Raw genomic sequence first — 21,973 nt, forward strand, 5'->3', positions numbered from 1 at the left:
AAGGACAAATTATGGAAAATCAAAAAAATGAATTTGATGATATTATTTTAGAAAAAAGTAATAAAAGTGAAAAAGTAAAAAAAATTCTTTTACGAGTTATTGCTTTAGTTATTTTGTTTTTAGCTATCATGATAGTTATGAAGCTTATTAATGGTAGTGGTGATGAAAATACGCAAAATCAAAGTGTATTGCCAAGTGAACCTATAGCAACTCAAGACAATAACAATGATACTTCTTTTGAAAGTATGCCAATTACAGATAATACTTCAGCAAAAGATCAATTTGAGGCATTAAGAAAACAATTTCAAGATGAACAAAATACAACTCAAAATACAACAACCTCTAGTTCAAATAACAATGATACTACAAATTTTGCTATGCCTGATCAAGAAGTTCCAGCAGAACCAACAGCAACTACTTCAGCAAATACCACTCCACAAGCAAGTACTCCTAAACAAGAAGTAACACAAACTGCAAAATCTAAAGAAGAAGCAAAAAAACAAACAGCTGTAAAAAAAGAAAAAGAAAGTGCAAAACAAACCCCTAAAAAAGAACAAAATGCAAATGATTTATTTAAAAATGTTGATGCTAAACCTGTACATCCAAGTGGTTTAGCATCGGGTATTTATGTGCAAATTTTCTCAGTAAGTAATTTGGATCAAAAATCAAAAGAACTTGCTTCTGTAAAGCAAAAAGGTTATGATTATAAACTTTATAAAACTACAGTTGGAAGTAAAGAAATTACCAAGGTTTTAATAGGACCATTTGAAAAGGCAGATATTGCAGCAGAACTTGCTAAAATCCGTAAGGATATTGCAAAAGATGCTTTTTCTTTTACTTTAAAATGAAATTTTTAGCAGTTATAGGCGATCCTATTTCTCACTCTAAATCGCCTAGAATGCATAATAATGCTATTAAAGCCTTAGGGCTTGATAGCATTTATACACGCTATCATTTAAGAAATGCTAACTGTTTAAGAGAAGATTTTTTTAAATTAGGACTTAGTGGAGCTAATATTACTTTGCCTTTTAAGGAAAAAGCTTTAGATATTGCTGATGTGAAGGATGATTTTGCTAGAAATATTGGCTCTGCAAATACTTTATGCTTAAAAGAAGATAAAATTTACGCTTATAATACTGATGCTTTAGGTTTTTTAGAAGCTATTAAGGATTTTGATAATATAAAAAAAGCTTTGATTTTGGGTGCTGGAGGTACAGCTTTGGCGCTTGCTTATGCATTAAAACAAAAAGGCGTAGAAGTGTATATAGCTAATCGTAGTAAAGAAAGATTTAAAGATTTTTTAGCTTATCCAACTTATCTTTATAAAAACTTGCAAGATTTTGACTTTGATTTGGTTATAAATTCAACTTCTGCTGGATTAAAAGATGAAAATTTACCTTGTGATAGGGAGCTTTTAGATAGAATTTTACCTAAAGCTAAATTTGCTTTTGAGGTAATTTATGGCAGAGAAACACCTTTTTATAGATTGTGTAAAGAGTATCATTTAAAAATTAAAGATGGACTTGATATGCTTTTATGGCAAGGAGTTTTTGCTTTTGAACTTTTTTTTGAAATACAAGATAAAAGAGAGATGATAAAAAATGCAATGCAACAGGCATTGATTTTAAAGTAGAATGATAGTTATTTTTCTTGTATAAGAAAATCTTATTTTTTGTGTGAGAAAGTTTAATTTTCCCACAAGTTTTATCATTCAAATATTTCTACCCCATCTTGATTTTTACTTTGATTATTTTGATTTGTTGAAGATGGATTTGTAGGAATATTTTGTGTAGGCGCGTTTTCAATTGTATTATTTTGATTAGAATTTGTTTGAGGTAAGCTTTCTTCAAAGGTAGCATCGCCATCAAAACTATTAAAACCACTGTTTGTATTAGGTATAGTTTTGCCTATGTCTGTTGCTTTTGGTAGATTGTTATAAAGTGTATTTAATGTATTTTTATAAAAAGCTAAAAAACTTTTATCAATTTCAAAAGCAGGTTGCTCTAAACCTTTATTGAGTTGAGTTGGTACGGTAGAGATAGTAGTTTTAAACATATTAACCCCATCATCATTTTTAATAGGATAGTTAAGCGCAACTAAAGAATCTAGTTTAGTGCTACTTGAAAGATTGGTTGAATTTTGTGGATTGTGTGCATCTATAAAATCTATTTTACCTTTAAAATTTATACCTAAATTGGATTTTACATAATCTCCACTCATAAAATTGCTTGTTTTTTGTACATTTTTTTCTTCCGTATAAATACTGATTGAACTTTTAAGAGTGTAGTCTGGATTAGTAGTAACTATTTTATAGCCTTTTAGTTGAGCGATGGTTTTGATCTGCTCTTCTAAATTTTGTTTTAAAAGATCAATTTCTTTTTCTATGCGAATTTTAAGCACTGAATTTTCAAAATAATCAGAATAATTGTTATTTTGTTCTATATTAATAGGCACAAGAGCAATGCTTACTCCAGAATCAATAGGTTCAACCTTTGTTGGAACTTGGGGTTTAAAATTTGGCATAGAAACATTGACAAAATTACTACTTGTACCCCCACAAGCTGCTAAAATTAACATACTACTAGCAAGTAAAATATATTTTTTCATTTTTTACCTTTATTTAATGTGTTTGTGTTAATTATAGCAAGTTAAAGTTTTTTTGTTATATTTTTATAAAAGAAAATTAGGAAAGATATATGGAATTTTGGCAGCATATTTATTCAAATTTTAATGTTATAGCTTTTAGCATCTTTGGTTTAAAGGTGCATTGGTATGGCATTATGTATGTTATAGCTTTGCTTTTGGCTTTGCTTTTGGCTAAATTTTTTGTAAGAAAATTTCAACTAGACATTAATGAAAAACATTTGGATAGTTATTTTATATGGGTTGAAATAGGGGTTATTTTAGGTGCAAGACTTGGATATATTTTGATTTATGATGCAAATACTATGTATTATATTACTCATCCTTGGCAAATTTTTAATCCTTATATTAATGGTGAATTTGTAGGTATTCGAGGTATGAGTTATCATGGAGCAATTATAGGATTTTTGATAGCTACTTTATTGTTTTGTAAAAAATATAAAACAAATCCTTGGATTTTTCTTGATTTGGTTGCTTTAAGTGTTCCATTGGCTTATGTTTTTGGTCGTATAGGAAATTTTTTAAATCAAGAGCTTTTTGGTCGCATTACAAATGTGCCTTGGGGAATTTATGTTGATGGAGTATTGCGCCATCCATCGCAACTTTATGAAGCATTTTTAGAAGGTATTGTTGTTTTTATTATAGTTTATTTAGCAAGATTTAAGCAAAGCTTTCAAGGGGAATTGATTCTTGTGTATGCTGGTGCTTATTCATTGGCAAGATTTATATGTGAATTTTATCGCGAGCCTGATTTTGGTATAGGTTTTGTTTTATGGGGTATGAGTATGGGGCAAATTTTAAGTTTTATAATGTTTATAACAGCTTTGTTAGTTTATATTTGTATAAAGTTTAAAAAAGTAAATATTTAATCTATCTTAAAGACTTTTGTAATATAATGAAATGGATTTTTTTTAATTTCTTTTTACAAAGGAGTAAAGATGCGTGAGCTTATCGAAGGTTATTTGGGTAAGAGCATTGAGGGCAAAAAAAGTAAAATGCCTGCGAAATTAGACTTTATCCAAAGTGCTTCAGGGCTTTTTTTAGGTCTTTTTATGTGGGTGCATATGCTTTTTGTTTCTACAATTTTAGTCAGTGAGGATTTTTTTAATTCTGTAGTGCATTTTTTAGAATTAAAATTTGTTTACGATAATCCTGTTATGAGTTATCTTACTTCATTTTTAGCCGCCTGTGTTTTAGTGGTTTTTTTCGTTCATGCTTTACTTGCAATGAGAAAATTTCCTATTAATTACCGTCAGTATCAAATACTAAGAACACACAGTAAAAAAATGAATCACAGCGATACTTCGTTATGGTGGGTTCAAGCTTTTACAGGTTTTATTATGTTTTTCTTAGGTTCTGCTCATCTTATTTTTATTGTAACCAATGCAGATAAAATCAGCGGCGATATGTCAGGAGATAGGGTTGTAAGTCATTTTATGTGGCTTTTTTATGCTGTTCTTTTAGTCTGTGTTGAACTTCATGGAAGTATAGGGCTTTATAGACTTTGTGTTAAATGGGGTTGGTTTGAAGGAAAAAATGTAAAAGAAAGTCGCAAAAAGCTTAAAACTGCTAAATGGATAATCAGTATTTTCTTCCTAGTTTTAGGTGTGTTAAGTCTTGCAGCATTTATAAAAATAGGTTATGAAAACTACCAAAATCAAACCCAAACTACTGCGATGATAAAAAACTACAATGGAGCAAATTATGAATATACAATATAGTGATGCTTTAGTAATAGGCGGAGGATTAGCAGGTCTTAGAGCGGCTATTGAAGTAGCAAAGAGTGGCCAAAGTGTAACACTTTTAAGTATTTGTCCAGTGAAGCGTTCTCACTCTGCAGCGGTGCAAGGAGGTATGCAGGCAAGTTTAGCAAATGGGGCAAAAGGTGAGGGTGATAATGAAGATCTTCACTTTGCAGATACAGTAAAAGGAAGTGATTGGGGCTGTGATCAAGAAGTAGCAAGAATGTTTGCTCAAACTGCGCCAAAAGCAGTGCGTGAGCTTGCGGCTTGGGGTGTGCCTTGGACTAGAGTTACTAAAGGTCCAAGAACTGTTGTAATCAATGCACAAAAAACTGTGATTGAAGAAAAAGAAGAAGCGCACGGGCTTATTAATGCTAGAGATTTTGGTGGAACTAAAAAATGGAGAACTTGCTATATCGCAGATGCAACAGGGCATTGTATGCTTTATGGTGTAGCAAATGAAGCTATTAAACATCAAGTAAAAATTATTGATAGAATGGAAGCAGTAAGAATTATCCATGATGGTAAAAAATGCTTAGGTGTGATCGCTAGAGATTTAACTAATGGACAACTCATTGCTTATATTGCAAGAGGAACCATGATAGCAACAGGGGGCTATGGTAGAATTTATAAACAAACTACAAATGCGGTAATTTGTGAAGGAACAGGTGCAGCCATCGCTCTTGAAACAGGGCTTTGCAGACTTTCAAATATGGAAGCAGTGCAATTTCATCCAACTCCTATTGTGCCAAGCGGTATTTTGCTTACTGAGGGCTGTCGTGGTGATGGTGGAATTTTACGCGATGTGGATGGATATCGTTTTATGCCTGATTATGAACCAGAGAAAAAAGAACTTGCAAGCCGTGATGTGGTAAGTCGTAGAATGATGGAACATATTCGTAAAGGCAAAGGTGTAAAAAGCCCTTATGGGGATCATTTATGGCTTGATATTTCTATACTTGGAAGAGCTCATGTGGAAAAAAATCTCCGCGATGTACAAGATATTTGTAAAACTTTTAATGGTATTGATCCAGCAGATGAGGGTCCAAAAGGTTGGGCGCCAGTTCTTCCAATGCAGCATTATTCTATGGGTGGAATTAGAACTAAACCAACGGGTGAAAGTCAATGGTTAAACGGACTTTTTGCTTGTGGAGAAGCAGCTTGCTGGGATATGCACGGATTTAATCGTTTAGGTGGGAATTCATGTGCTGAAACTGTTGTAGCAGGTATGATAGTGGGAGATTATTTTGCAGATTATTGTAAAAATAATGGTGAAGTAATTGACACAAATGTAGTAAAAGACTTCTTAACTAAAGAGTATCAATATTTAAAATCTTTAGTAGATAAAGAAGGTAAACATAATGTTTTTGAAATCAAAAACAGAATGAAAGAAATCATGTGGGATAAGGTGGCCATCTTTAGAACAGGTGAAGGTTTGAAAGAAGCAGTAGATGAACTTGAAAAACTTTATAAAGATTCTCAAGACGTTAAAGTACATTGTAAAGAACTTGATTGTGCAAATCCAGAGCTTGAAGAAGCGTATAGAGTGCCAAGAATGTTAAAAATAGCACTTTGCGTAGCTTATGGAGCGCTTTTAAGAACAGAAAGTCGTGGGGCGCATTATAGGGAAGATTATCCAAAAAGAGATGATTTAAATTGGATGAAAAGAACCAATACTTTTTGGGTAGAAGGCGAAACCTTACCACGCATAGAATACGAAGAGCTTGATATTATGAAAATGGAAATTCCACCAGCATTCCGTGGATACGGTGCTAAAGGAAATATTATAGAAAATCCTTTAAGTGAAAAACGCCAAGCTGAAGTGGATGCTATCCGTGAAAAAATGGAAGCTGAAGGCAAAGGTCGTTATGAAATTCAAAACGCCTTAATGCCTTATGAATTGCAAGCTAAATATAAAGCACCAAACCAAAGAATAGGAGTTGATTATGAGTAGAAAATTGACAATAAAGGCATTTAAATACAATCCTTTAAGCAAAATTTCTAAACCACATTTTGTGACTTATGAGCTTGAAGAAACTCCTTTTATGACGGTTTTTGTATGTTTGACTTTGATCCGTGAAAAAATGGATGCAGATCTGAGTTTTGACTTTGTTTGTCGTGCAGGGATTTGCGGATCTTGTGCAATGATGATTAATGGAGTGCCAAAACTTGCTTGTAAAACTTTGACTAAAGATTATCCTGATGGAGTGATAGAGCTTATGCCTATGCCTGCATTTAGGCATATTAAAGATTTAAGCGTGAATACAGGCGAGTGGTTTGAAGACATGTGTAAGCGTGTTGAAAGCTGGGTGCATAATGAAAAAGAAACTGATATTTCTAAACTTGAAGAACGCATTGAGCCAGAAGTTGCGGATGAAACTTTTGAACTTGATCGTTGTATAGAGTGTGGAATTTGTGTAGCTTCTTGTGCAACTAAACTTATGCGCCCAAATTTCATAGCTGCTACAGGGCTTTTAAGAACAGCTAGATATTTACAAGATCCGCATGACCATAGAAGTGTGGAAGATTTTTATGAATTAGTAGGCGATGATGATGGTGTTTTTGGTTGTATGTCATTGCTTGCTTGTGAAGATAATTGCCCTAAAGAATTACCTTTACAAAGTAAAATCGCTTATATGAGAAGACAACTTGTCGCTCAAAGAAATAAATAAATCTTTCCCCTTTTTAAGGGGAAGATTGTGAAAGAATTATTCCAAAAAATTTGGCAAAATGAACTCCAATTTTTAAATTTTGATGCTAAATTTCAAGATAAAAGCAAACTTGATACAGCCGAGTGTGCGATTATTTTAAGTGTCAATAAAGACAATTATGAAAGATATTTTCTCTTAAAAGAATTTCAAGAGCTTTGCAAAAAAATTGATTTAAGAGTGGATATTTTTAGTATGCAAAATGCTCAAATTTGTATTTTAAATCTTTTTAAATCAGGTTTTATTTCAAAGCAAGATTTACTTAAGGCTCTAAAAATTTTAGAAAAAATTTCGAAAAATACCGAAATATTTGATTTTATTTTACAAGAAAAAGTTCAAAGTATAGATCAAAAAGCTTTATTTCAAAATGATTTTAAAGAATTAAACACCATTAATTTAGAGCTTCAAAAGCTAAGTTTTGATGAAAATTTAAAATCAAGACTTCAAAAAACTTTGGAAAAATTTCAAAATTTAGAGTTTAATATAGCCATCACTGGCGTGATGAATGCAGGAAAATCAAGTCTTTTAAATGCTCTTTTAAAAGAAGATTTTTTAGGGGTTTCAAACATACCTGAAACAGCTAATTTAACAGTATTAAGCTATGGTAAGAGTGAAGAAGCAAAGATATATTTTTGGGATAAAAAAGAATGGCAAAATATACTTGAAAGTTCGCACTTTAATGCAGATTTAAAAGAATTTATTGATAAGCTGGATAAGAGTGTAAATATAGAAGATTTTATTAAAGATAAACCTTTGATACAAAATATCGCACTTTGTGAGCTTAAAAATTTCAGTTCTGCTAAAAATAAAATTTCAGCTTTAATTAAAAAAATAGAAATTAAAAGTCATTTAGAATTTTTAAAAAATAATATTTCTATAGTTGATACTCCAGGGCTTGATGATGTTGTAGTTCAAAGAGAAATTGTTACAAATGAGTATCTTAGAGAAAGTGATTTTTTAATTCATTTAATGAATGCTTCTCAAAGCTTGACTCAAAAAGATGCAGACTTTTTGGTGCATTGTCTTTTAAATTCAAGGCTGAGTAAGTTTTTAATTGTTTTAACTAAAGCGGATTTGTTAAGCAAAAAGGATTTAGAAGAAGTCATTGTTTATACCAAGGAAAGCTTAAAATCAAGACTTGTGGATTTAGATGAAAATTTAGTGGAAAAGATTGATTTTTTATGTGTGAGCGCTAAAATGGCAAGTGATTTTTATAAAGGTTTAGCGTCCAAGGAAAGCTTGCAAAAAAGTGGTATGCAAGAATTTGAAAACTATCTTTTTAACGAGCTTTATGCAGGAGAAAAAAGTAAGATTGCCTTAAGAGCTTACAAAAAAGAATTGCATTTAGAGCTTAAAAATATTCTAAGCGAATATGAAATGCAAAATCGTCTTATTAAGGAGAATAAACAAGGTGTAAGTGAAGAAAATCAAAAGCTTTTACTTGAACTTCAAAAGCAAAACACCTTATTAAAAGAAGCACAAGATGAAATTTCAAATTCCATTGCAAAACTTAAAAATATAGATAGTGGCATAGATAATCTTGTTTTACTTTTGGCTAAAAAATTAAAAGAACGCTTGATAGATGAGTTTAAATATTTGAAAAATAATGCACAAAAGCTTAATCTTTCTCGTATTTTAAATATAGTTGATATTACCACAAAAGATGGGATTAATGATATTTTAAGAGAAATTAAATTTGAAAATATTAAAAAAATCGAGGAGCTTAAAACAAATTTATCTTTAAAATATGATTTTTTAAAAGATGATTTTGATAATGGTTTTGAAGGTTTTAAAGATGGAATTTCAAAAAATATAGATAGTATTTTTCAAAGCGAAAAATTTGCACTTTTAAGATTGAAAATTGAAAAATTAAGCAATCTAAAATCAGATTTATATGAGCTTGAAACGAATTTAGATACGGTTATTTTTGATACTTTTAAAGAATTTAAAATGAGCGAAATTTTAAACTCTTTAAATATCAATGGAGCATTTTTTGAGTTTTTAAATGATAAATTAAAACATTATGAAAAAAATCAAAAATCAAAATTAGAAAGTCTTGAAAAAGTTTTACAGAGTCTGAAAAATCAAGATGCTAATATTTTAAATTCTTTTGAAGAAAATTTAGAAAAAATTGAAAAATTAAAACAACTTGAAATGGGGCTTTTAAATGCAGATTAATCTTTTAAATGATTTTATAAAAGCCTATGAAAATACCTATAGCGTGAGTTTTGATGATAGTTTTAAAGGGCGTATTCAAGAGCTTTGCAAGGAACTTAACGAGCCTTTTATGCACGCAAGTTATGCTTTAGAAAATGAATTAAAAGAGCTTGTGTTTTCTTTGGATAAGAATGTTAATATCGCTATTATAGGGCAGTTTTCAAGTGGTAAATCAAGTTTGCTAAATTTGATCTTAGGGCGTGATTGTTTGCCTACGGGTGTTGTTCCTGTTACTTTTAAACCTACTTTTTTACGCTATGCAAAAGAATATTTTTTAAGAGTAGAATTTGAAGATGGAAGTGATATTATCACAAATATAGAAAAATTAGCCTTTTATACGGATCAAAGAAATGAAGTAAAACAAGCAAAAAGTTTGCATATTTTTGCACCCATTCCTTTACTTGAAAAAATCACTCTTGTAGATACTCCAGGTTTAAATGCAAATGAAAATGATACTTTAACAACTCTTGATGAACTTAAAAATATTCATGGGGCGATTTGGTTAAGTTTAATTGATAATGCAGGTAAAAAAAGTGAAGAAGATGCCATAAAAGCAAATTTAGAACTTTTAGGAGAAAATAGCATTTGTGTATTAAATCAAAAAGATAAATTAAGCGCAGAAGAGCTAGATAATGTTTTAAATTATGCAAAAAGTGTGTTTTTAAAATATTTTAATGAGCTTATTGCTATTTCTTGCAAAGAAGCTAAAGATGAGCAAAGCTATGAAAAATCTAATTTTCAATCTTTGCTTGATTTTTTAACTCAGCTAGATACAACAGTTTTAAAAGAAAAATTTGTTAAAAGAAAAATTTTAAATTTATGCGAAATTTTAGAAGATGAAAACCAACTTTTTGTAGGTATTTTTGATCGTTTATTAAATCAATTTCAAAGTTATGAAAAGCATTTACTTTTAGCGTATGAAAATTTTTTAAAAGAGATTGAAATTTTAAATCATCAGATTTTAGAACAGCTTAAAAGCATTAGCGAAAGAATTTCTAGTGAAATTTTTGCAAGTGTTAAGGAAAAAGATGCTTATTTTTACAAAGAAAGCAAAGGATTTTTAAAGAAAGATTTATACACAAGATATGATTATAAAGCGCCTTATATTTCAAGCGACGATGCTTTTTTGGCGATGTTTTATAATAGTGATGTGATGAGTAAAGAGTTTAAAAAAATCAAAAATGAACTTTATAAATCTTTTGAAGAAATCAAGATGAAATTAAAAGATTTTATAAACATACTTGAAAGAGAAATTTTGCTTTTTAAAGCAGAATTTTCAAACATACAAAAAGATCACATTTTCCAAAGTGATAAAAATTTTAGTGAATTAAGAGCTTTTTGCAATGCAAGTGATGAGTACTTTTTGAAAGATTTTAAGGAGCTTTTATTTAAAAGTATTTTAGAGCTTGATTTATTTTTTGAAAAATTAAATCTTAAGGCTTTTACAAATTATGAAAATGCTACGAAACTAAGCCTTGCATTTTTTAGTCGTAAAATCAATGAAAGTCGTGTTCTTTATGAGCTTGATAGTTCTGAATTTGTACTTTTTTATCCTAAAAAAAGTGAAATTTATGAAAGAGTTTTAAATGAATTAAATGTTTATGAGTTTGAAACTTTGCTTATTAATAAGCCTATTTTGACAAAAATTGCAAAAAATTTTTTAGAACAAAGTCAAAATTTAATCCAAGAAAAAAATAAATTTTTAGATCTTAAAAAAGCAGAGCTTCAAAAAAGAAGAGCACAGATTTTAAATGTTAGAGAAAGTATAAAGGAAGATTAATGAGAATATTTTTAACTTTATTTTTATTTTTTAATTCATTATTTGCATTAAGTGAACTAGAAGAGGGTTTAAAACTTTACGAGGCAAATAAATTTGATAAAGCTTATGAAATTTTTAAAAGTCTTTGTGAAAAAGATATTTCTAAAGCTTGTTTTTCTTTAGCTTTTATGCATGAAAGTGCTAGGGGTGTGAGTAAGGATTTAAATCAAGCTTATAAATTTTATGATAAAGCTTGTAAATTGGGTTTAGCAAATGCGTGTTCTAATATGGCTTTGCTTTTGCAAAATCAAGGTTATGAAAATGAAGCTCTTTTGGCTTTTAATAAAGCTTGCACTTTAGGAGAATCATTAAGTTGTAATAATATAGCTTTATTTTATGAAAAAGAAAAAGATGGACAAATGGCCTCAAGTTTTTATAAAAGATCTTGTGATTTAAAAAATGCAAGAGCTTGTTATCAGTTAGGATCTTTATATGATAAAGGAGAGCTTGTTAAAGCAAGTGTAAAATCTGCTCTTGCTTTTTATTCTAAATCTTGCACTTTAGGTTTTGGTGAGGCTTGTTATTTGCTAGGACGCTATAATCAACTAGAAAAACAAGATCTAACAAAGGCAAAAAGATATTTTGGTATGGCTTGTGATCAAAAACATCAAGAAGCTTGTGCAGCTTATAAAGAACTTAATTCTAAAGATATAGAGCTTTATTAAAAGTTCTATTTTCATTACTTTCAAAGATATACTTAAATAAAATTAAGAATAACACAAAATTTATCGCTTTTTAAAGTTAAATTTATATTAATAGGACTAATATAGTCTTGTTTAAATTATTATCAAGGAGAAGTAATGCAAGACAATATTATTGATCGCAGAAGCTTTTTTAAACTAGGGCTTCTAGGTGGTTCTGTAGTAGCAGCTAGCACTATAGGTGGCGGTGCTGTTTTAAAGGCAGCAGAACTTACGCATTCGCATCAAGCTTCACAAGGAAAATCAAATAAAATTAGAGGTAGAATGTTTTTTCAAACTCAAACTGAATTTGATACCTTAAGTGCAGCCTGTGAAAGAATTTATCCTAAAGATGAGCAAGGAGAAGGAGCTATAGGTTTAGGCGTGCCTTATTTTATCGATAATCAGCTAGCTAGTGCTTATGGTTATAATGATAGAGAATATATGCAAGGGCCTTTCATGGAGGGCAAAGCCGAACAAGGCTATCAAACTCCTATGCAACGCAAAGATATTTTTTTAGAAGGCGTGCATGCTCTTGAAGAAAATGCTCAAAAGCGTTATAAAAAATCTTTTTCTTTGCTTAAAGGTGGAGATCAGGATAAAATTTTAAGCGATTTTGAAAAAGGAAAAATTCAAACTACAGGTTTTAAATCTTCTTATTTTTTCACACTTTTAAGAGATATGACAGTAGCTGGAGTTTTAGCTGATCCAATTTATGGCGGAAATGATAATAAAAATGGTTGGAGAATGATGCAATATCCAGGCGCACAAATGAGCTATGTGGATAAAATTGCAAGTGATGAATTTTTTAACATTGAACCTATGGGTTTAGCAGATATGGAGAGTTAAAATGGCTGAAGTATTAAAAAAAGTAGATGTAGTAACAGTTGGAGCAGGATGGACTGGAGGTATAGTGGCTGCAGAGCTTACTAAAGCAGGTTTGAATGTACTTAGTTTAGAACGCGGACATATGCAAAGTACTGAAAATTTTAATTATATCCATGATGAGTGGAGATATGGGATTAATTATGGTTTGATGCAAGATTGCTCAAAAGACACTGTGACTTTTCGCCATGATCCTAGTGGTTTAGCCTTACCTTATCGTAAAATGGGTTCGTTTTTATTGGGTAATAATGTTGGCGGTGCAGGGGTGCATTGGAATGGTTGGACTTTTAGGTTTATGCCTTATGACTTTGAAATTCAAACCCTAAGCAAACAAAGATATGGTAATAAATTAGGTAATGATTATACCTTGCAAGATTGGGGCGTGACTTATAAGGATATGGAGCCTTATTATGATAGATTTGAAAAAACCTGTGGGGTATCAGGTGAACCAAATCCTTTAGCGGAAAAAATGGGAGCTTTTAGATCCAGTCCTTATCCACAAGAACCTCTTGAAAATACTAAAATGCTTAAACGATTTGAAAGTGCAGCAAAAAGTTCAAATTTACACACTTATCGTTTGCCAGCTTCAAATTCTAAAGGTGGCTATACAAACCCTGATGGTCAAGATTTAGCTCCTTGTCAATACTGTGCGTATTGTGAGCGTTTTGGTTGTGAGTATGGTGCAAAAGCAAGTCCTTTAAACACAGTAATTCCAAAGGCTATGAGCACAGGTAAATACACCATACGCACTTATAGTAATGTAACGCAAATTCTTAAAAAAGACGGAAAAGTAACGGGGGTAAAATTTGTCGATACTAGAACGATGAAAGAGTATATCCAGCCTGCTGATATAGTTGTACTTACAAGTTATATGTTTAACAATGCTAAGCTTTTAATGGTAAGCAACATAGGTGAGCAATACGATCCAAAAACAGGTAAAGGAACTTTAGGTAGAAATTATTGTTACCAAATGAACATGGGCACAACAGCTTTCTTTGATGAGCAATTTAACACCTTTATGGGTTCAGGTGCTTTAGGAACTACGAGTGATGATTTTAACGGAGATAATTTTGATCATTCTAAGGAAAAATTCCTTCATGGAGCTATGATTTATAGCGTTCAGCTTGGAACTCGCCCTATACAATCAGCCCCACTTCCAGCAGGAGCTCCAACTTGGGGTGCCGAATTTAAAAAAGCATTAAACTATAATTTCACAAGAGCTATTACCGTAGGAGGGCAAGGTGCTTCTTTGCCTCATAAGAATAATTATTTAAGTCTTGATCCAACTTATAAAGATGCTTTTGGTATGCCACTTTTACGCTTAACTTATAATTTCACTGATCAAGATAGAGCTTTGCATAAATTTATCACAGATAAAACAGCTGAGGTAGCAAAAAGAATGCAAGGAGTAAAATCAATCAAAAAAGGTGCTTATCTTAAGGATTATAGCGTTGTGCCTTATCAATCTACTCATAACACAGGTGGAACAACCATGGGCGCAGATAGAGAAACTAGTGTGGTTAATACTTATTTACAACACTGGGATGCGGATAATCTTTTTGTTGTAGGAGCAGGAAATTTCCAACATAATAGTGGATATAATCCAACTGATACTGTGGGAGCTTTGGCTTATCGCTGTGCTGAAGGTATTTTAAAATATCATAAAAGTGGAAAAAGCTTAGCTTGATAATAACTTGAGAGTTTTTGAAAACTCTCAAGATTATAAATTTTTAATTTTCTTCCGATATAGTATATAATATCAAGGAAGGCAAAAATGATTAATGGTATAAATTCTTATTCAAACTACAATTATACAAAAAGGCAAATGTAGTCTGCTCTTGGAGGGTGGTATGCAAGATGATTACTTTAAGTTCTTTTAATAGATATTTTGGAAATAATCCTCTGCAGACACTTACTAAAATTAGAGATGAAAGTATTGAAAATGCAAAAATTTAAATTATAAAAAGGATAAAAAATGTTAAATATTTTACATGCAAATTCAAGTCATCGTTTCCATAAATGTATGCCTAAGGAAGTTCATCAAATATATGATACTTTAAAGCTTATGGAACAGCAAGAAGGTACAAAAAAAAGTAGAAGCCAAAAAAGAAGAGCAAAGTAATTCTACAAATACAGATAAAGCAGATAATAAAAAAATAAATTTTTAGACATGTCCGTTTAGTTTTAAAACAAAGCTTTATTTATAAGGAAGATTGGCATAATTTTTTTATTTAAATTAAGAATTTTAAGATGCGATGCTGAATTTAATGTCGTTATTTTGTGAATTTTGTTGATAAGTTCTAGTGACAAGATTTTTAAAGTCTTTATCAAAATTTGAATCTTTATCGTTGTTTTTTGAATCTTTATCTGTTTTTTCTAAGCTATTTTCTGAATTTTTGTCATCTTTTTCTTTATTTTCTTCTTCTTTTTCTTTGGCTTCTTCGGCTTTAAGTTTCATTGCTTCAGCTCTTGCTTCAAATTCCATTTTTGTAGCATTTGCTGCAACTTTATAGTCTTGTGGGCTAGGATCAGCAGGAGCCATAGCTGCTGCTGCGATTTGTCTTGCATTGGCTATAGTTTCTTCTGGTGTGTTTCCTTTTTGCATGCTGATAGGAACTTCGCCCGCTGTAGCATACATTTGATTATCAGGGCCTCTTGTGTAAGTAAAACTTGCAGCACCTGCTAAGCCGCCACCCGCTGCTTGATGTGCAGCTTCATGAGCCTTTACATTTCTATCGATACTTTGGAGTTCGCGAACTTGAGCTACTTCTTTTTGGCTTAGCTCTACGCCATTAACCATTTGGGTTTGTTCGCCATTTTTTTCTTTATCATCTTTATTTTCACTAAGATTTTTTTCATCTTTTTGAGTGGAATCAGATTGATTTGTTTTATCAAAAGAAGGTTTGCTAGAGTAGTAATCATAAGAGTTATAACTTGAACTAATTTGCATTTATCCTTCTTTTTGTTTTTTAAATTTTTAGGAATTTTAACGCATTTTGACTTAAAAATTTGATAAATTTTGTAAAATAATCATAAATACAATTTCAAAGGAATGTAATGATTTATGAAAATGATTTGATTTATATAGAGAAAGAGGAGGCTCAAGTGCCTTGGCTTAAAATTTTTACTAAAGAAATTTATAAAGAATTTAGCGATTGTCCTTTAGAGTTGCAAAAGGAACTTTTTGAAAAAATTTTATTTTGTGAAAAGGCTATGATAGAATTTTACAAACCTGAAAAAATCAATATCGCCTCTTTTGCAAATTATGTGCCAAGGGTGCATTTTCATGTTATGGCAAGATTTAAAGAAGATGCGTTTTTTCCAGAGTGTATGTGGGGAAAACAGCAAAGAGAAACAATAAAGCTTGATTTGCCTAAATTTGAAGAATTTGTAAAATTTTTAAATAGTAAAATTTTTTGATTTTTATTAATGATTTGTTATGTTTTATCTAATAAAATTTTTATATTGAAAATTACTATAAAAAAGGAAAAAAATGAAAAAAGTTTTATTGAGTTCATTGGTTGCGGTGTCTTTGTTAAGCACAGGTTTGTTTGCTAAAGAATATACTTTAGATAAAGCACATACAGATGTAGGTTTTAAAATCAAACATTTACAAATTAGCAATGTAAAAGGAAATTTCAAAGATTATTCTGCGGTGATTGATTTTGATCCTGCGAGTGCTGAATTTAAAAAGCTTGATGTAACTATAAAAATCGCATCTGTAAATACAGAAAATCAAACAAGAGATAATCACTTACAACAAGATGATTTTTTCAAAGCAAAAAAATATCCTGATATGACTTTTACAATGAAAAAATATGAAAAAATCGATAATGAAAAAGGCAAAATGACAGGAACTTTAACTATAGCTGGAGTTTCTAAAGATATCGTTTTAGATGCTGAAATCGGCGGTGTAGCTAAAGGCAAAGATGGAAAAGAAAAAATAGGATTTTCTTTAAATGGAAAAATCAAACGCTCTGATTTTAAATTTGCAACAAGTACTTCAACTATTACTTTAAGTGATGATATTAATTTAAATATCGAAGTTGAAGCGAACGAAAAATAATTTTTTAGTCTAAGAGTCTTGCTCTTAGACTTTGTAAATTTTTATCCAAATTTTCTTCACTTTCTTGCCAAATCAATTTAAAATCCGGTTTAAAATTTTCATTTTCTAAATTAAATTCCGTGTTTTTCAAGGTGGATTCTAAAAAAGCAAGATGATTTAAAGCTTGATTTTTATCATTAAAAATTAAAATAAAATCATTTTCTACGATAAAAATTTTTGCTCTAAAGCGTTTTAAAATTTTTGCAATTTGTTTTAAAATGAGTTTGGTATAGCTTTCTTTGGTATCTTTTAGTTCATTAAAATGAAGCAAGGCAATGATATAGTTGTTTTTTCCTTTTGTAAAGCGTGTAAGGCTTTTTTCATTGGGTAGCTTTGTTAAGGTGTCAAAAAAAGCTAACCTATAAGCGTGATTTAAAAGATAAAAACAAAAAACCAAACTTGCAAATTCAAAATATCTTATTCCTGCTCCTTCTTGGAATAAAAATTGAAAATACGCAGTAAAAAATGCGATAAGAAGATAATATTCTTTAGTTTTAAAGGTTTTGATAAAAATGAGTATTAAGCCGACTAAAAAAAATAAAAATCCTAATTCACTCACAGGTTTAAAAAAATCTAATGCAATAAAATGAAATTCTAAACCAGCACTATTAAAAGTAGTATTTCTAGGTAAAATGATACTTAAAATGCCTATAAAAATAAGGGTTGTAATTGAAGCGATATTTTTTTTATTTAAAATTAAAACATGATGTTTTCCAACGCAAAATAGAGTAAAAATCATAGGTAAAAATAAAGCTACAAATAAATTAGCTTGAAAAAAACTTGTATAAAAATAAGGCAACTTGGCTCCTAATAGCACTAAAGTTAAAAAGAAAATTTTTGAATTTTTAAAGTAAAAGGATAATACAAGTGCTGAAATTTCAAAAATAAAACTCAATGATATTAAAAAATCTAATAAAAACATTATCAAATCCTTGATTTTAATAAAAGTGATAATTGTATAGAAAAAAGCTTAAAAGCGGATTTTATTTAAATTTAGCAATTTCATCTTGTATGGTTTGTTCTATATGGAGTAATTCTTCATGAGTTTTTTTGCTATTATCTAAAAGTTCATCAAATTTAAAGCCAAGCATAACAATACGATATAAATTGGGTTTATATTTTCTCCAATTATATAAAGTGCTAACATCAATGTCTAGTTCATATGCCATATCACGCTTGCTCTTTTTTGTCATTTTTTACCTTAAAAATTTAGCCTTTAAAAAATTTTACATTAAAATTTCTTTATTAAAAACACTTGAAATATTCAATCTTTTATATAAAATATATTTAATATTTCAATATTAATTAAGTTATAGTATGGAATAATAGTTTTTATAAAATTTTTATTTAAGGAGAATTACATGGAAGGTGCAAGTGGCGGGTCTATTTTTGTAACAATATTATTGTTTATATTATACATGTTGCCCGCTATTATTGGTTTGAGCAGAAAGCATTCTAATTGGCTGATAATTTCTTTGCTAAATTTGTTTTTTGGTTGGACTATTATTGTTTGGCTTGTTTGTTTAATATGGTCTTTTACGGGAAGTTTTAAGCAAACTATTATTATTAAAGAAAAAAATGAGAAATAGGAGAAAAAATGACAAAATTTTTAAGCATTTGTAGTTTAATTGCGATGTTGTTAAGTGGTTGTGGAAGTGATTTTCCTGGACAACCTAGCGATGTGGCTAGAGTTCAGCAAAACAAATATCCAAATGGAAATTTAAAAGAAGAAATTCCCTATAATAAAGATTCAAGAATACATGGGTTAAAAAGAGCTTTTTATGACAATGGTCAGCTAAGAGCTGAAGAAAATTATAAAAATGGAAAAAAAGATGGAATTAGCAGGGAATATTCTAGAAATGGGCAATTACTTGAGGAGGTGCATTTTAAAGATAATCGCGGATATGGTGATTTTGCAAGCTATTATGAGAATGGAAATATGAGAGCAAAGGGAAAACTACTTGGCTATAATGAAGATGGTATGCCAGAATTTGAAGGTAATTACAAGGAATATTATGAAAATGGAACTTTAATGTGTGATTATAATTTTGATAATAAAGGTAAATTTGATGGAGTACAAAAGCGTTATGATGAAAATGGCGCCTTAGAAGACGAAGAAAATTATAAAAATGGACTTAAAAATGGAGTCTTTAGAGAATATAAAAAAGGGGAGATTGTAAGAGAAGAAGAATATAAAAATGGTATTTTAGTAGCAAAACCTAAAAATTAGAGGAGTTTAGATATGTTTAAAAAAGTAATTTTATTTTTCTTAATGGGGTTTGCCTTGCTTCAGGCCAACTCATTAGACAAATGTGATAATACGGCAGTTGTTTCAAATCTTAAAGAAAAAATTCCTAGTGAAATTTTTAAAAATCTTTATGAATTATCCGGACTTAAAGCCCAAGGGATTGATTATGAAGATTATGCAAAAGGCCTCAAGGAAATAGCCAAGCATGATGGAATGGTAAATTACACTGATATGATCGAAGTTAATTCCATTTCAAATTTTGATCTTAATTTTGATTCTTGTATGGCTACGATTAATGCTGCATTAAAAGGGGAACAGAGAAAAGGTCTTTGGAGTGTTGTTTATAAGGTTTCTAACATAAATCAAGTGAAAATTACAGATATAACTTATATCAATGGAGATTTCCAATAATATTTTTATTAAAGTAAGTCAATAGAATTAATTTCATGACTTACTAATATTTTATACTCAATTAATTTCAAGTCTTTTTTTGATACAATTTCTTAAAAATTTTTATAAGTAAAAAATTTAAGGAAAATCATGGTTGAAGTAAAAAATCTTACTATGCGTTTTGCAAATCAGCTTTTATTTGAAAATGTTAATTTAAAACTTGTTCGAGGACAAAGATACGGACTTATCGGTGCTAATGGTGCGGGAAAATCGACTTTTTTGAAAATTCTTTCAGGAGAAATTGAGTCAAGTAGTGGTGAAATAGTATTTGATGAAGGCTTGAAAATCGCAGTTTTAGGACAGGATCAATTTGCTTTTGAAAACTACACCATCAAAGATGCAGTGATGTGTGCAAATAAGCGTTTATATGAGGCCTTAAAAGAAAAAGAAAAGCTTTATATGAGCGAGGAATTTACTGATGAGATCAATGAGCGTTTAGGTGAGCTTGAGATAATAACGGCTGAAGAAGATCCAAATTATGATTGTGAAACACGTTGTGAAAAAATTTTAAGTTCTTTAAAGATTAAAGATTTCGATGCTTTAATGAGCACCTTACAAAGTGCGGATAAATTTAAAGTTTTGTTAGCTCAAGTTTTGTTTTTAGGTGCCGATGCGCTTTTTTTAGATGAGCCTACAAATAACCTTGATTTAGAGGCGATTTCTTGGCTTGAAAATGAACTTTTAAGACATGAAGGAACTTTGGTTGTCATCTCTCATGATAGGCATTTTTTAAATAAAATTTGCACAAGGATTTTGGATGTGGATTTTAAACAAATTCGTGATTTTGCGGGAAATTATGATGATTGGTATATGGCTTCAACGCTTTTGGCAAAACAAGCTGAGCTTAAACGCGATAAAACCTTAAAAGAAAGAGAAGAATTAGAAAATTTCATTCGCCGTTTTAGTGCAAATGCTTCTAAAGCAAAACAAGCCACAAGCCGTGCTAAGGCGCTTGAAAAACTAGAGCTTGAAGAGATTAAAATTTCAAGCCGTAGAGATCCTAGTATAGTATTTAGAACTAATCGTGAAATAGGTAATGAAGTTTTAGAAATTAAAGGTATAGGCAAGGCTTATGATAAACAATTGTTTTCAAATTTGGAGCTAAAAATAGAAAAAAATGATAAAATCGCTTTGATTGGGGCAAATGGTGTGGGCAAAAGTACTTTGGCAAAAATCATCGCCCATGCTATAAGTCCAGATAGTGGATCCATACATCTTGGGGCAACTATAGAGCTTGGATATTTTCCTCAAGATACAAGTAATTTAATTTGTGAAAATTTGAAACTTTATGAATGGTTGATGAGTGAAAAATTTAAAGATCTAGATGAAATCCGTAAGTGTTTAGGTAGAATGCTTTTTAGTGGCAGTGATCAAGAAAAGATGGCAGCAAGTTTAAGTGGGGGTGAAAAACACCGTTTAATGCTTTCTCGTTTAATGCTAGAGCGTCCAAATTTCTTGCTTTTAGATGAGCCTGATAACCATTTAGATCTTGAAAGTATTATTGCACTAGGTGAAGCTTTGTATAATTTCAAAGGTGTAGTGCTTTGTATCAGCCACGATAGGGAGTTAGTTTCTGCTTTTGCTAATAGAATTTGGCATTTAGAAAATGGTAAGCTTACGGATTTTCGTGGAACTTATCAAGAATTTTTAGGAGAAAATGATGGCTAAATTTAGAATTCAATACAGCGCAGGTTTTGGGCACTATACGCAAAATCACAAGGGTTTTGGACCTACGATTTATATAGAAGAGGTCGTAGAGTTTGATAATGGCAAGGATTATTTTGACTATATAGATTTTTATAAAACTTATTCAAAGAGCGATGATACTTATTTTCATATCAGTTTTTTAGAAGATAGACCTCTAAGCGATAAAGAAATCACCATTCGCAATGAATACCGCAAAATGCGTGATGAAAACTGTAAAAAAGCCAAGGAGGAATTTATAGCCAACAATGAGCTTGATGTGGAGCATTTGCCTACTCACCATGATTAAAAAACATTAATTTTTACATAAAAAGGAACGCTTTTTGCTTGTATAGTTTTTGCATATTTTGAAAGGAGAAAACTATGCAGGTAAATTATAGAACGATTAGCTCGTATGAATACGATGCTATTAGTGGTCAGTATAAACAGGTGGATAAACAGATTGAAGATTATTCTTCATCTGGAGATTCTGATTTTATGGATATGTTAAATAAGGCGGATGAGAAGTCAAGCGGAGATGCTTTAAATTCTAGCAGTAGTTTTCAAAGCAATGCGCAAAACTCAAATTCAAATTTAAGTAATTATGCTCAAATGTCAAATGTTTACGCTTATCGTTTTAGACAAAATGAAGGCGAGCTGTCTATGAGAGCTCAAAGTGCTAGCGTTCATAATGATCTTACACAACAAGGTGCAAATGAACAAAGTAAGAATAATACTTTGTTAAATGATTTATTGAACGCAATTTAATCAAAAGCTCCATTTTGGAGCTTTT

Annotated in this window: 24 protein-coding genes and 1 pseudogene; 21 read left to right on the forward strand and 4 right to left on the reverse strand. The window is 30.4% G+C overall.

Features of this window, described 5'->3' with window-relative positions; all coding sequences use genetic code 11:
• Positions 1-11: 11 nt before the first annotated feature.
• The gene (locus tag FBF02_RS01950; protein ID WP_002858738.1) at positions 12-848 is read left to right on the forward strand and encodes an SPOR domain-containing protein; all 837 of its coding nucleotides are present in this window, start codon (positions 12-14) and stop codon (positions 846-848) included.
• Positions 845-1,633 carry a shikimate dehydrogenase gene (locus FBF02_RS01955; protein ID WP_002858718.1) on the forward strand — a complete coding sequence of 263 codons (789 nt, stop codon included), beginning with the start codon at positions 845-847 and terminating at the stop codon, positions 1,631-1,633. Before FBF02_RS01950 ends, FBF02_RS01955 begins: the two co-directional genes overlap by 4 nt.
• A gap of 74 nt (positions 1,634-1,707) precedes the next feature.
• Here the strand turns inward: FBF02_RS01955 and FBF02_RS01960 are convergent, their stop codons facing one another.
• Entirely contained in the window at positions 1,708-2,607 is a 900-nt protein-coding gene (locus tag FBF02_RS01960) for a membrane lipoprotein lipid attachment site-containing protein (RefSeq protein ID WP_002858704.1), read from the reverse strand.
• Positions 2,608-2,696: 89 nt separating this feature from the next.
• Here FBF02_RS01960 and lgt point away from each other — a divergent pair, with 89 nt between their 5' ends.
• The 11 genes and pseudogenes from lgt to FBF02_RS02010 all read left to right on the forward strand — a co-directional run bounded on the left by lgt (position 2,697) and on the right by FBF02_RS02010 (position 14,816).
• Positions 2,697-3,512, forward strand: coding sequence for a prolipoprotein diacylglyceryl transferase (lgt, locus tag FBF02_RS01965; protein ID WP_002854600.1), 816 nt, complete (start codon positions 2,697-2,699; stop codon positions 3,510-3,512).
• Between the two features lie 69 nt (positions 3,513-3,581).
• Entirely contained in the window at positions 3,582-4,364 is a 783-nt protein-coding gene (locus tag FBF02_RS01970; protein WP_002854660.1) for a fumarate reductase cytochrome b subunit, read from the forward strand.
• Positions 4,348-6,339: a fumarate reductase flavoprotein subunit gene (locus FBF02_RS01975; protein WP_002854193.1), complete on the forward strand. Its 1,992-nt coding sequence runs from the start codon at positions 4,348-4,350 to the stop codon at positions 6,337-6,339. The genes FBF02_RS01970 and FBF02_RS01975 overlap by 17 nt, the downstream gene beginning before the upstream one ends.
• Positions 6,332-7,057, forward strand: a complete 726-nt coding sequence (locus FBF02_RS01980; RefSeq protein WP_002854302.1) for a fumarate reductase iron-sulfur subunit — start codon at positions 6,332-6,334, stop codon at positions 7,055-7,057. Before FBF02_RS01975 ends, FBF02_RS01980 begins: the two co-directional genes overlap by 8 nt.
• Before the next feature lie 27 nt (positions 7,058-7,084).
• The gene (locus FBF02_RS01985; protein WP_002857319.1) at positions 7,085-9,271 is read left to right on the forward strand and encodes a dynamin family protein; all 2,187 of its coding nucleotides are present in this window, start codon (positions 7,085-7,087) and stop codon (positions 9,269-9,271) included.
• Positions 9,261-11,090, forward strand: a complete 1,830-nt coding sequence (locus FBF02_RS01990; RefSeq protein ID WP_002858743.1) for a dynamin family protein — start codon at positions 9,261-9,263, stop codon at positions 11,088-11,090. Before FBF02_RS01985 ends, FBF02_RS01990 begins: the two co-directional genes overlap by 11 nt.
• On the forward strand, positions 11,090-11,794 hold the full coding sequence (locus FBF02_RS01995; protein WP_002858736.1) for a tetratricopeptide repeat protein: 705 nt from the start codon (positions 11,090-11,092) through the stop codon (positions 11,792-11,794). The genes FBF02_RS01990 and FBF02_RS01995 overlap by 1 nt, the downstream gene beginning before the upstream one ends.
• Positions 11,795-11,929: 135 nt before the next feature.
• A complete protein-coding gene (locus FBF02_RS02000) occupies positions 11,930-12,658 on the forward strand; it encodes a gluconate 2-dehydrogenase subunit 3 family protein (protein WP_002857555.1) in 729 nt (242 codons plus the stop codon).
• Between the two features lies 1 nt (position 12,659).
• Entirely contained in the window at positions 12,660-14,381 is a 1,722-nt protein-coding gene (locus FBF02_RS02005; protein ID WP_002851097.1) for a GMC family oxidoreductase, read from the forward strand.
• Positions 14,382-14,551: 170 nt separating this feature from the next.
• Positions 14,552-14,638 (forward strand): annotated as a pseudogene (locus tag FBF02_RS09035) (hypothetical protein); the annotation flags it as partial.
• Positions 14,639-14,669: 31 nt separating this feature from the next.
• Positions 14,670-14,816 (forward strand): hypothetical protein, encoded by a 147-nt coding sequence (locus tag FBF02_RS02010; RefSeq protein ID WP_002858682.1) that lies wholly within the window; start codon positions 14,670-14,672, stop codon positions 14,814-14,816.
• Positions 14,817-14,939: 123 nt separating this feature from the next.
• Here the strand turns inward: FBF02_RS02010 and FBF02_RS02015 are convergent, their stop codons facing one another.
• Positions 14,940-15,644: a putative metalloprotease CJM1_0395 family protein gene (locus tag FBF02_RS02015; protein WP_168940565.1), complete on the reverse strand. Its 705-nt coding sequence runs from the start codon at positions 15,642-15,644 to the stop codon at positions 14,940-14,942.
• 107 nt (positions 15,645-15,751) lie between these two features.
• Here FBF02_RS02015 and FBF02_RS02020 point away from each other — a divergent pair, with 107 nt between their 5' ends.
• Both FBF02_RS02020 and FBF02_RS02025 read left to right on the forward strand, forming a co-directional pair.
• The gene (locus tag FBF02_RS02020) at positions 15,752-16,114 is read left to right on the forward strand and encodes an HIT family protein (protein WP_002858673.1); all 363 of its coding nucleotides are present in this window, start codon (positions 15,752-15,754) and stop codon (positions 16,112-16,114) included.
• 73 nt (positions 16,115-16,187) lie between these two features.
• Positions 16,188-16,760 carry a YceI family protein gene (locus FBF02_RS02025; protein WP_002855621.1) on the forward strand — a complete coding sequence of 191 codons (573 nt, stop codon included), beginning with the start codon at positions 16,188-16,190 and terminating at the stop codon, positions 16,758-16,760.
• 4 nt (positions 16,761-16,764) lie between these two features.
• Here FBF02_RS02025 and FBF02_RS02030 read toward each other — a convergent pair whose 3' ends face one another.
• Entirely contained in the window at positions 16,765-17,694 is a 930-nt protein-coding gene (locus tag FBF02_RS02030) for a hypothetical protein (protein ID WP_223209688.1), read from the reverse strand.
• Positions 17,695-17,782: 88 nt separating this feature from the next.
• Entirely contained in the window at positions 17,783-17,992 is a 210-nt protein-coding gene (locus tag FBF02_RS02035; protein ID WP_002858725.1) for a transcriptional regulator, read from the reverse strand.
• Positions 17,993-18,160: 168 nt separating this feature from the next.
• Between FBF02_RS02035 and FBF02_RS02040 the strand changes: the two genes are divergently transcribed.
• The 6 genes from FBF02_RS02040 to FBF02_RS02065 all read left to right on the forward strand — a co-directional run bounded on the left by FBF02_RS02040 (position 18,161) and on the right by FBF02_RS02065 (position 21,948).
• Entirely contained in the window at positions 18,161-18,388 is a 228-nt protein-coding gene (locus FBF02_RS02040) for a superinfection immunity protein (protein WP_002858641.1), read from the forward strand.
• An 8-nt stretch (positions 18,389-18,396) separates the two neighbouring features.
• A complete protein-coding gene (locus tag FBF02_RS02045) occupies positions 18,397-19,029 on the forward strand; it encodes a toxin-antitoxin system YwqK family antitoxin (RefSeq protein WP_002818736.1) in 633 nt (210 codons plus the stop codon).
• Positions 19,030-19,041: 12 nt separating this feature from the next.
• Complete coding sequence (locus FBF02_RS02050) at positions 19,042-19,458, forward strand: hypothetical protein (protein ID WP_002858688.1); 417 nt, start codon at positions 19,042-19,044, stop codon at positions 19,456-19,458.
• A gap of 129 nt (positions 19,459-19,587) precedes the next feature.
• On the forward strand, positions 19,588-21,165 hold the full coding sequence (locus tag FBF02_RS02055; protein ID WP_002858735.1) for an ABC-F family ATP-binding cassette domain-containing protein: 1,578 nt from the start codon (positions 19,588-19,590) through the stop codon (positions 21,163-21,165).
• A complete protein-coding gene (locus FBF02_RS02060) occupies positions 21,155-21,490 on the forward strand; it encodes a hypothetical protein (protein ID WP_002859498.1) in 336 nt (111 codons plus the stop codon). Before FBF02_RS02055 ends, FBF02_RS02060 begins: the two co-directional genes overlap by 11 nt.
• Before the next feature lie 74 nt (positions 21,491-21,564).
• Positions 21,565-21,948 (forward strand): hypothetical protein, encoded by a 384-nt coding sequence (locus FBF02_RS02065; protein WP_002858752.1) that lies wholly within the window; start codon positions 21,565-21,567, stop codon positions 21,946-21,948.
• The last annotated feature ends 25 nt before the right edge of the window (positions 21,949-21,973 follow it).

The organism is Campylobacter sp. CFSAN093226 (genome assembly GCF_012897595.1).
GTDB classification, from domain to species: domain Bacteria; phylum Campylobacterota; class Campylobacteria; order Campylobacterales; family Campylobacteraceae; genus Campylobacter_D; species Campylobacter_D jejuni.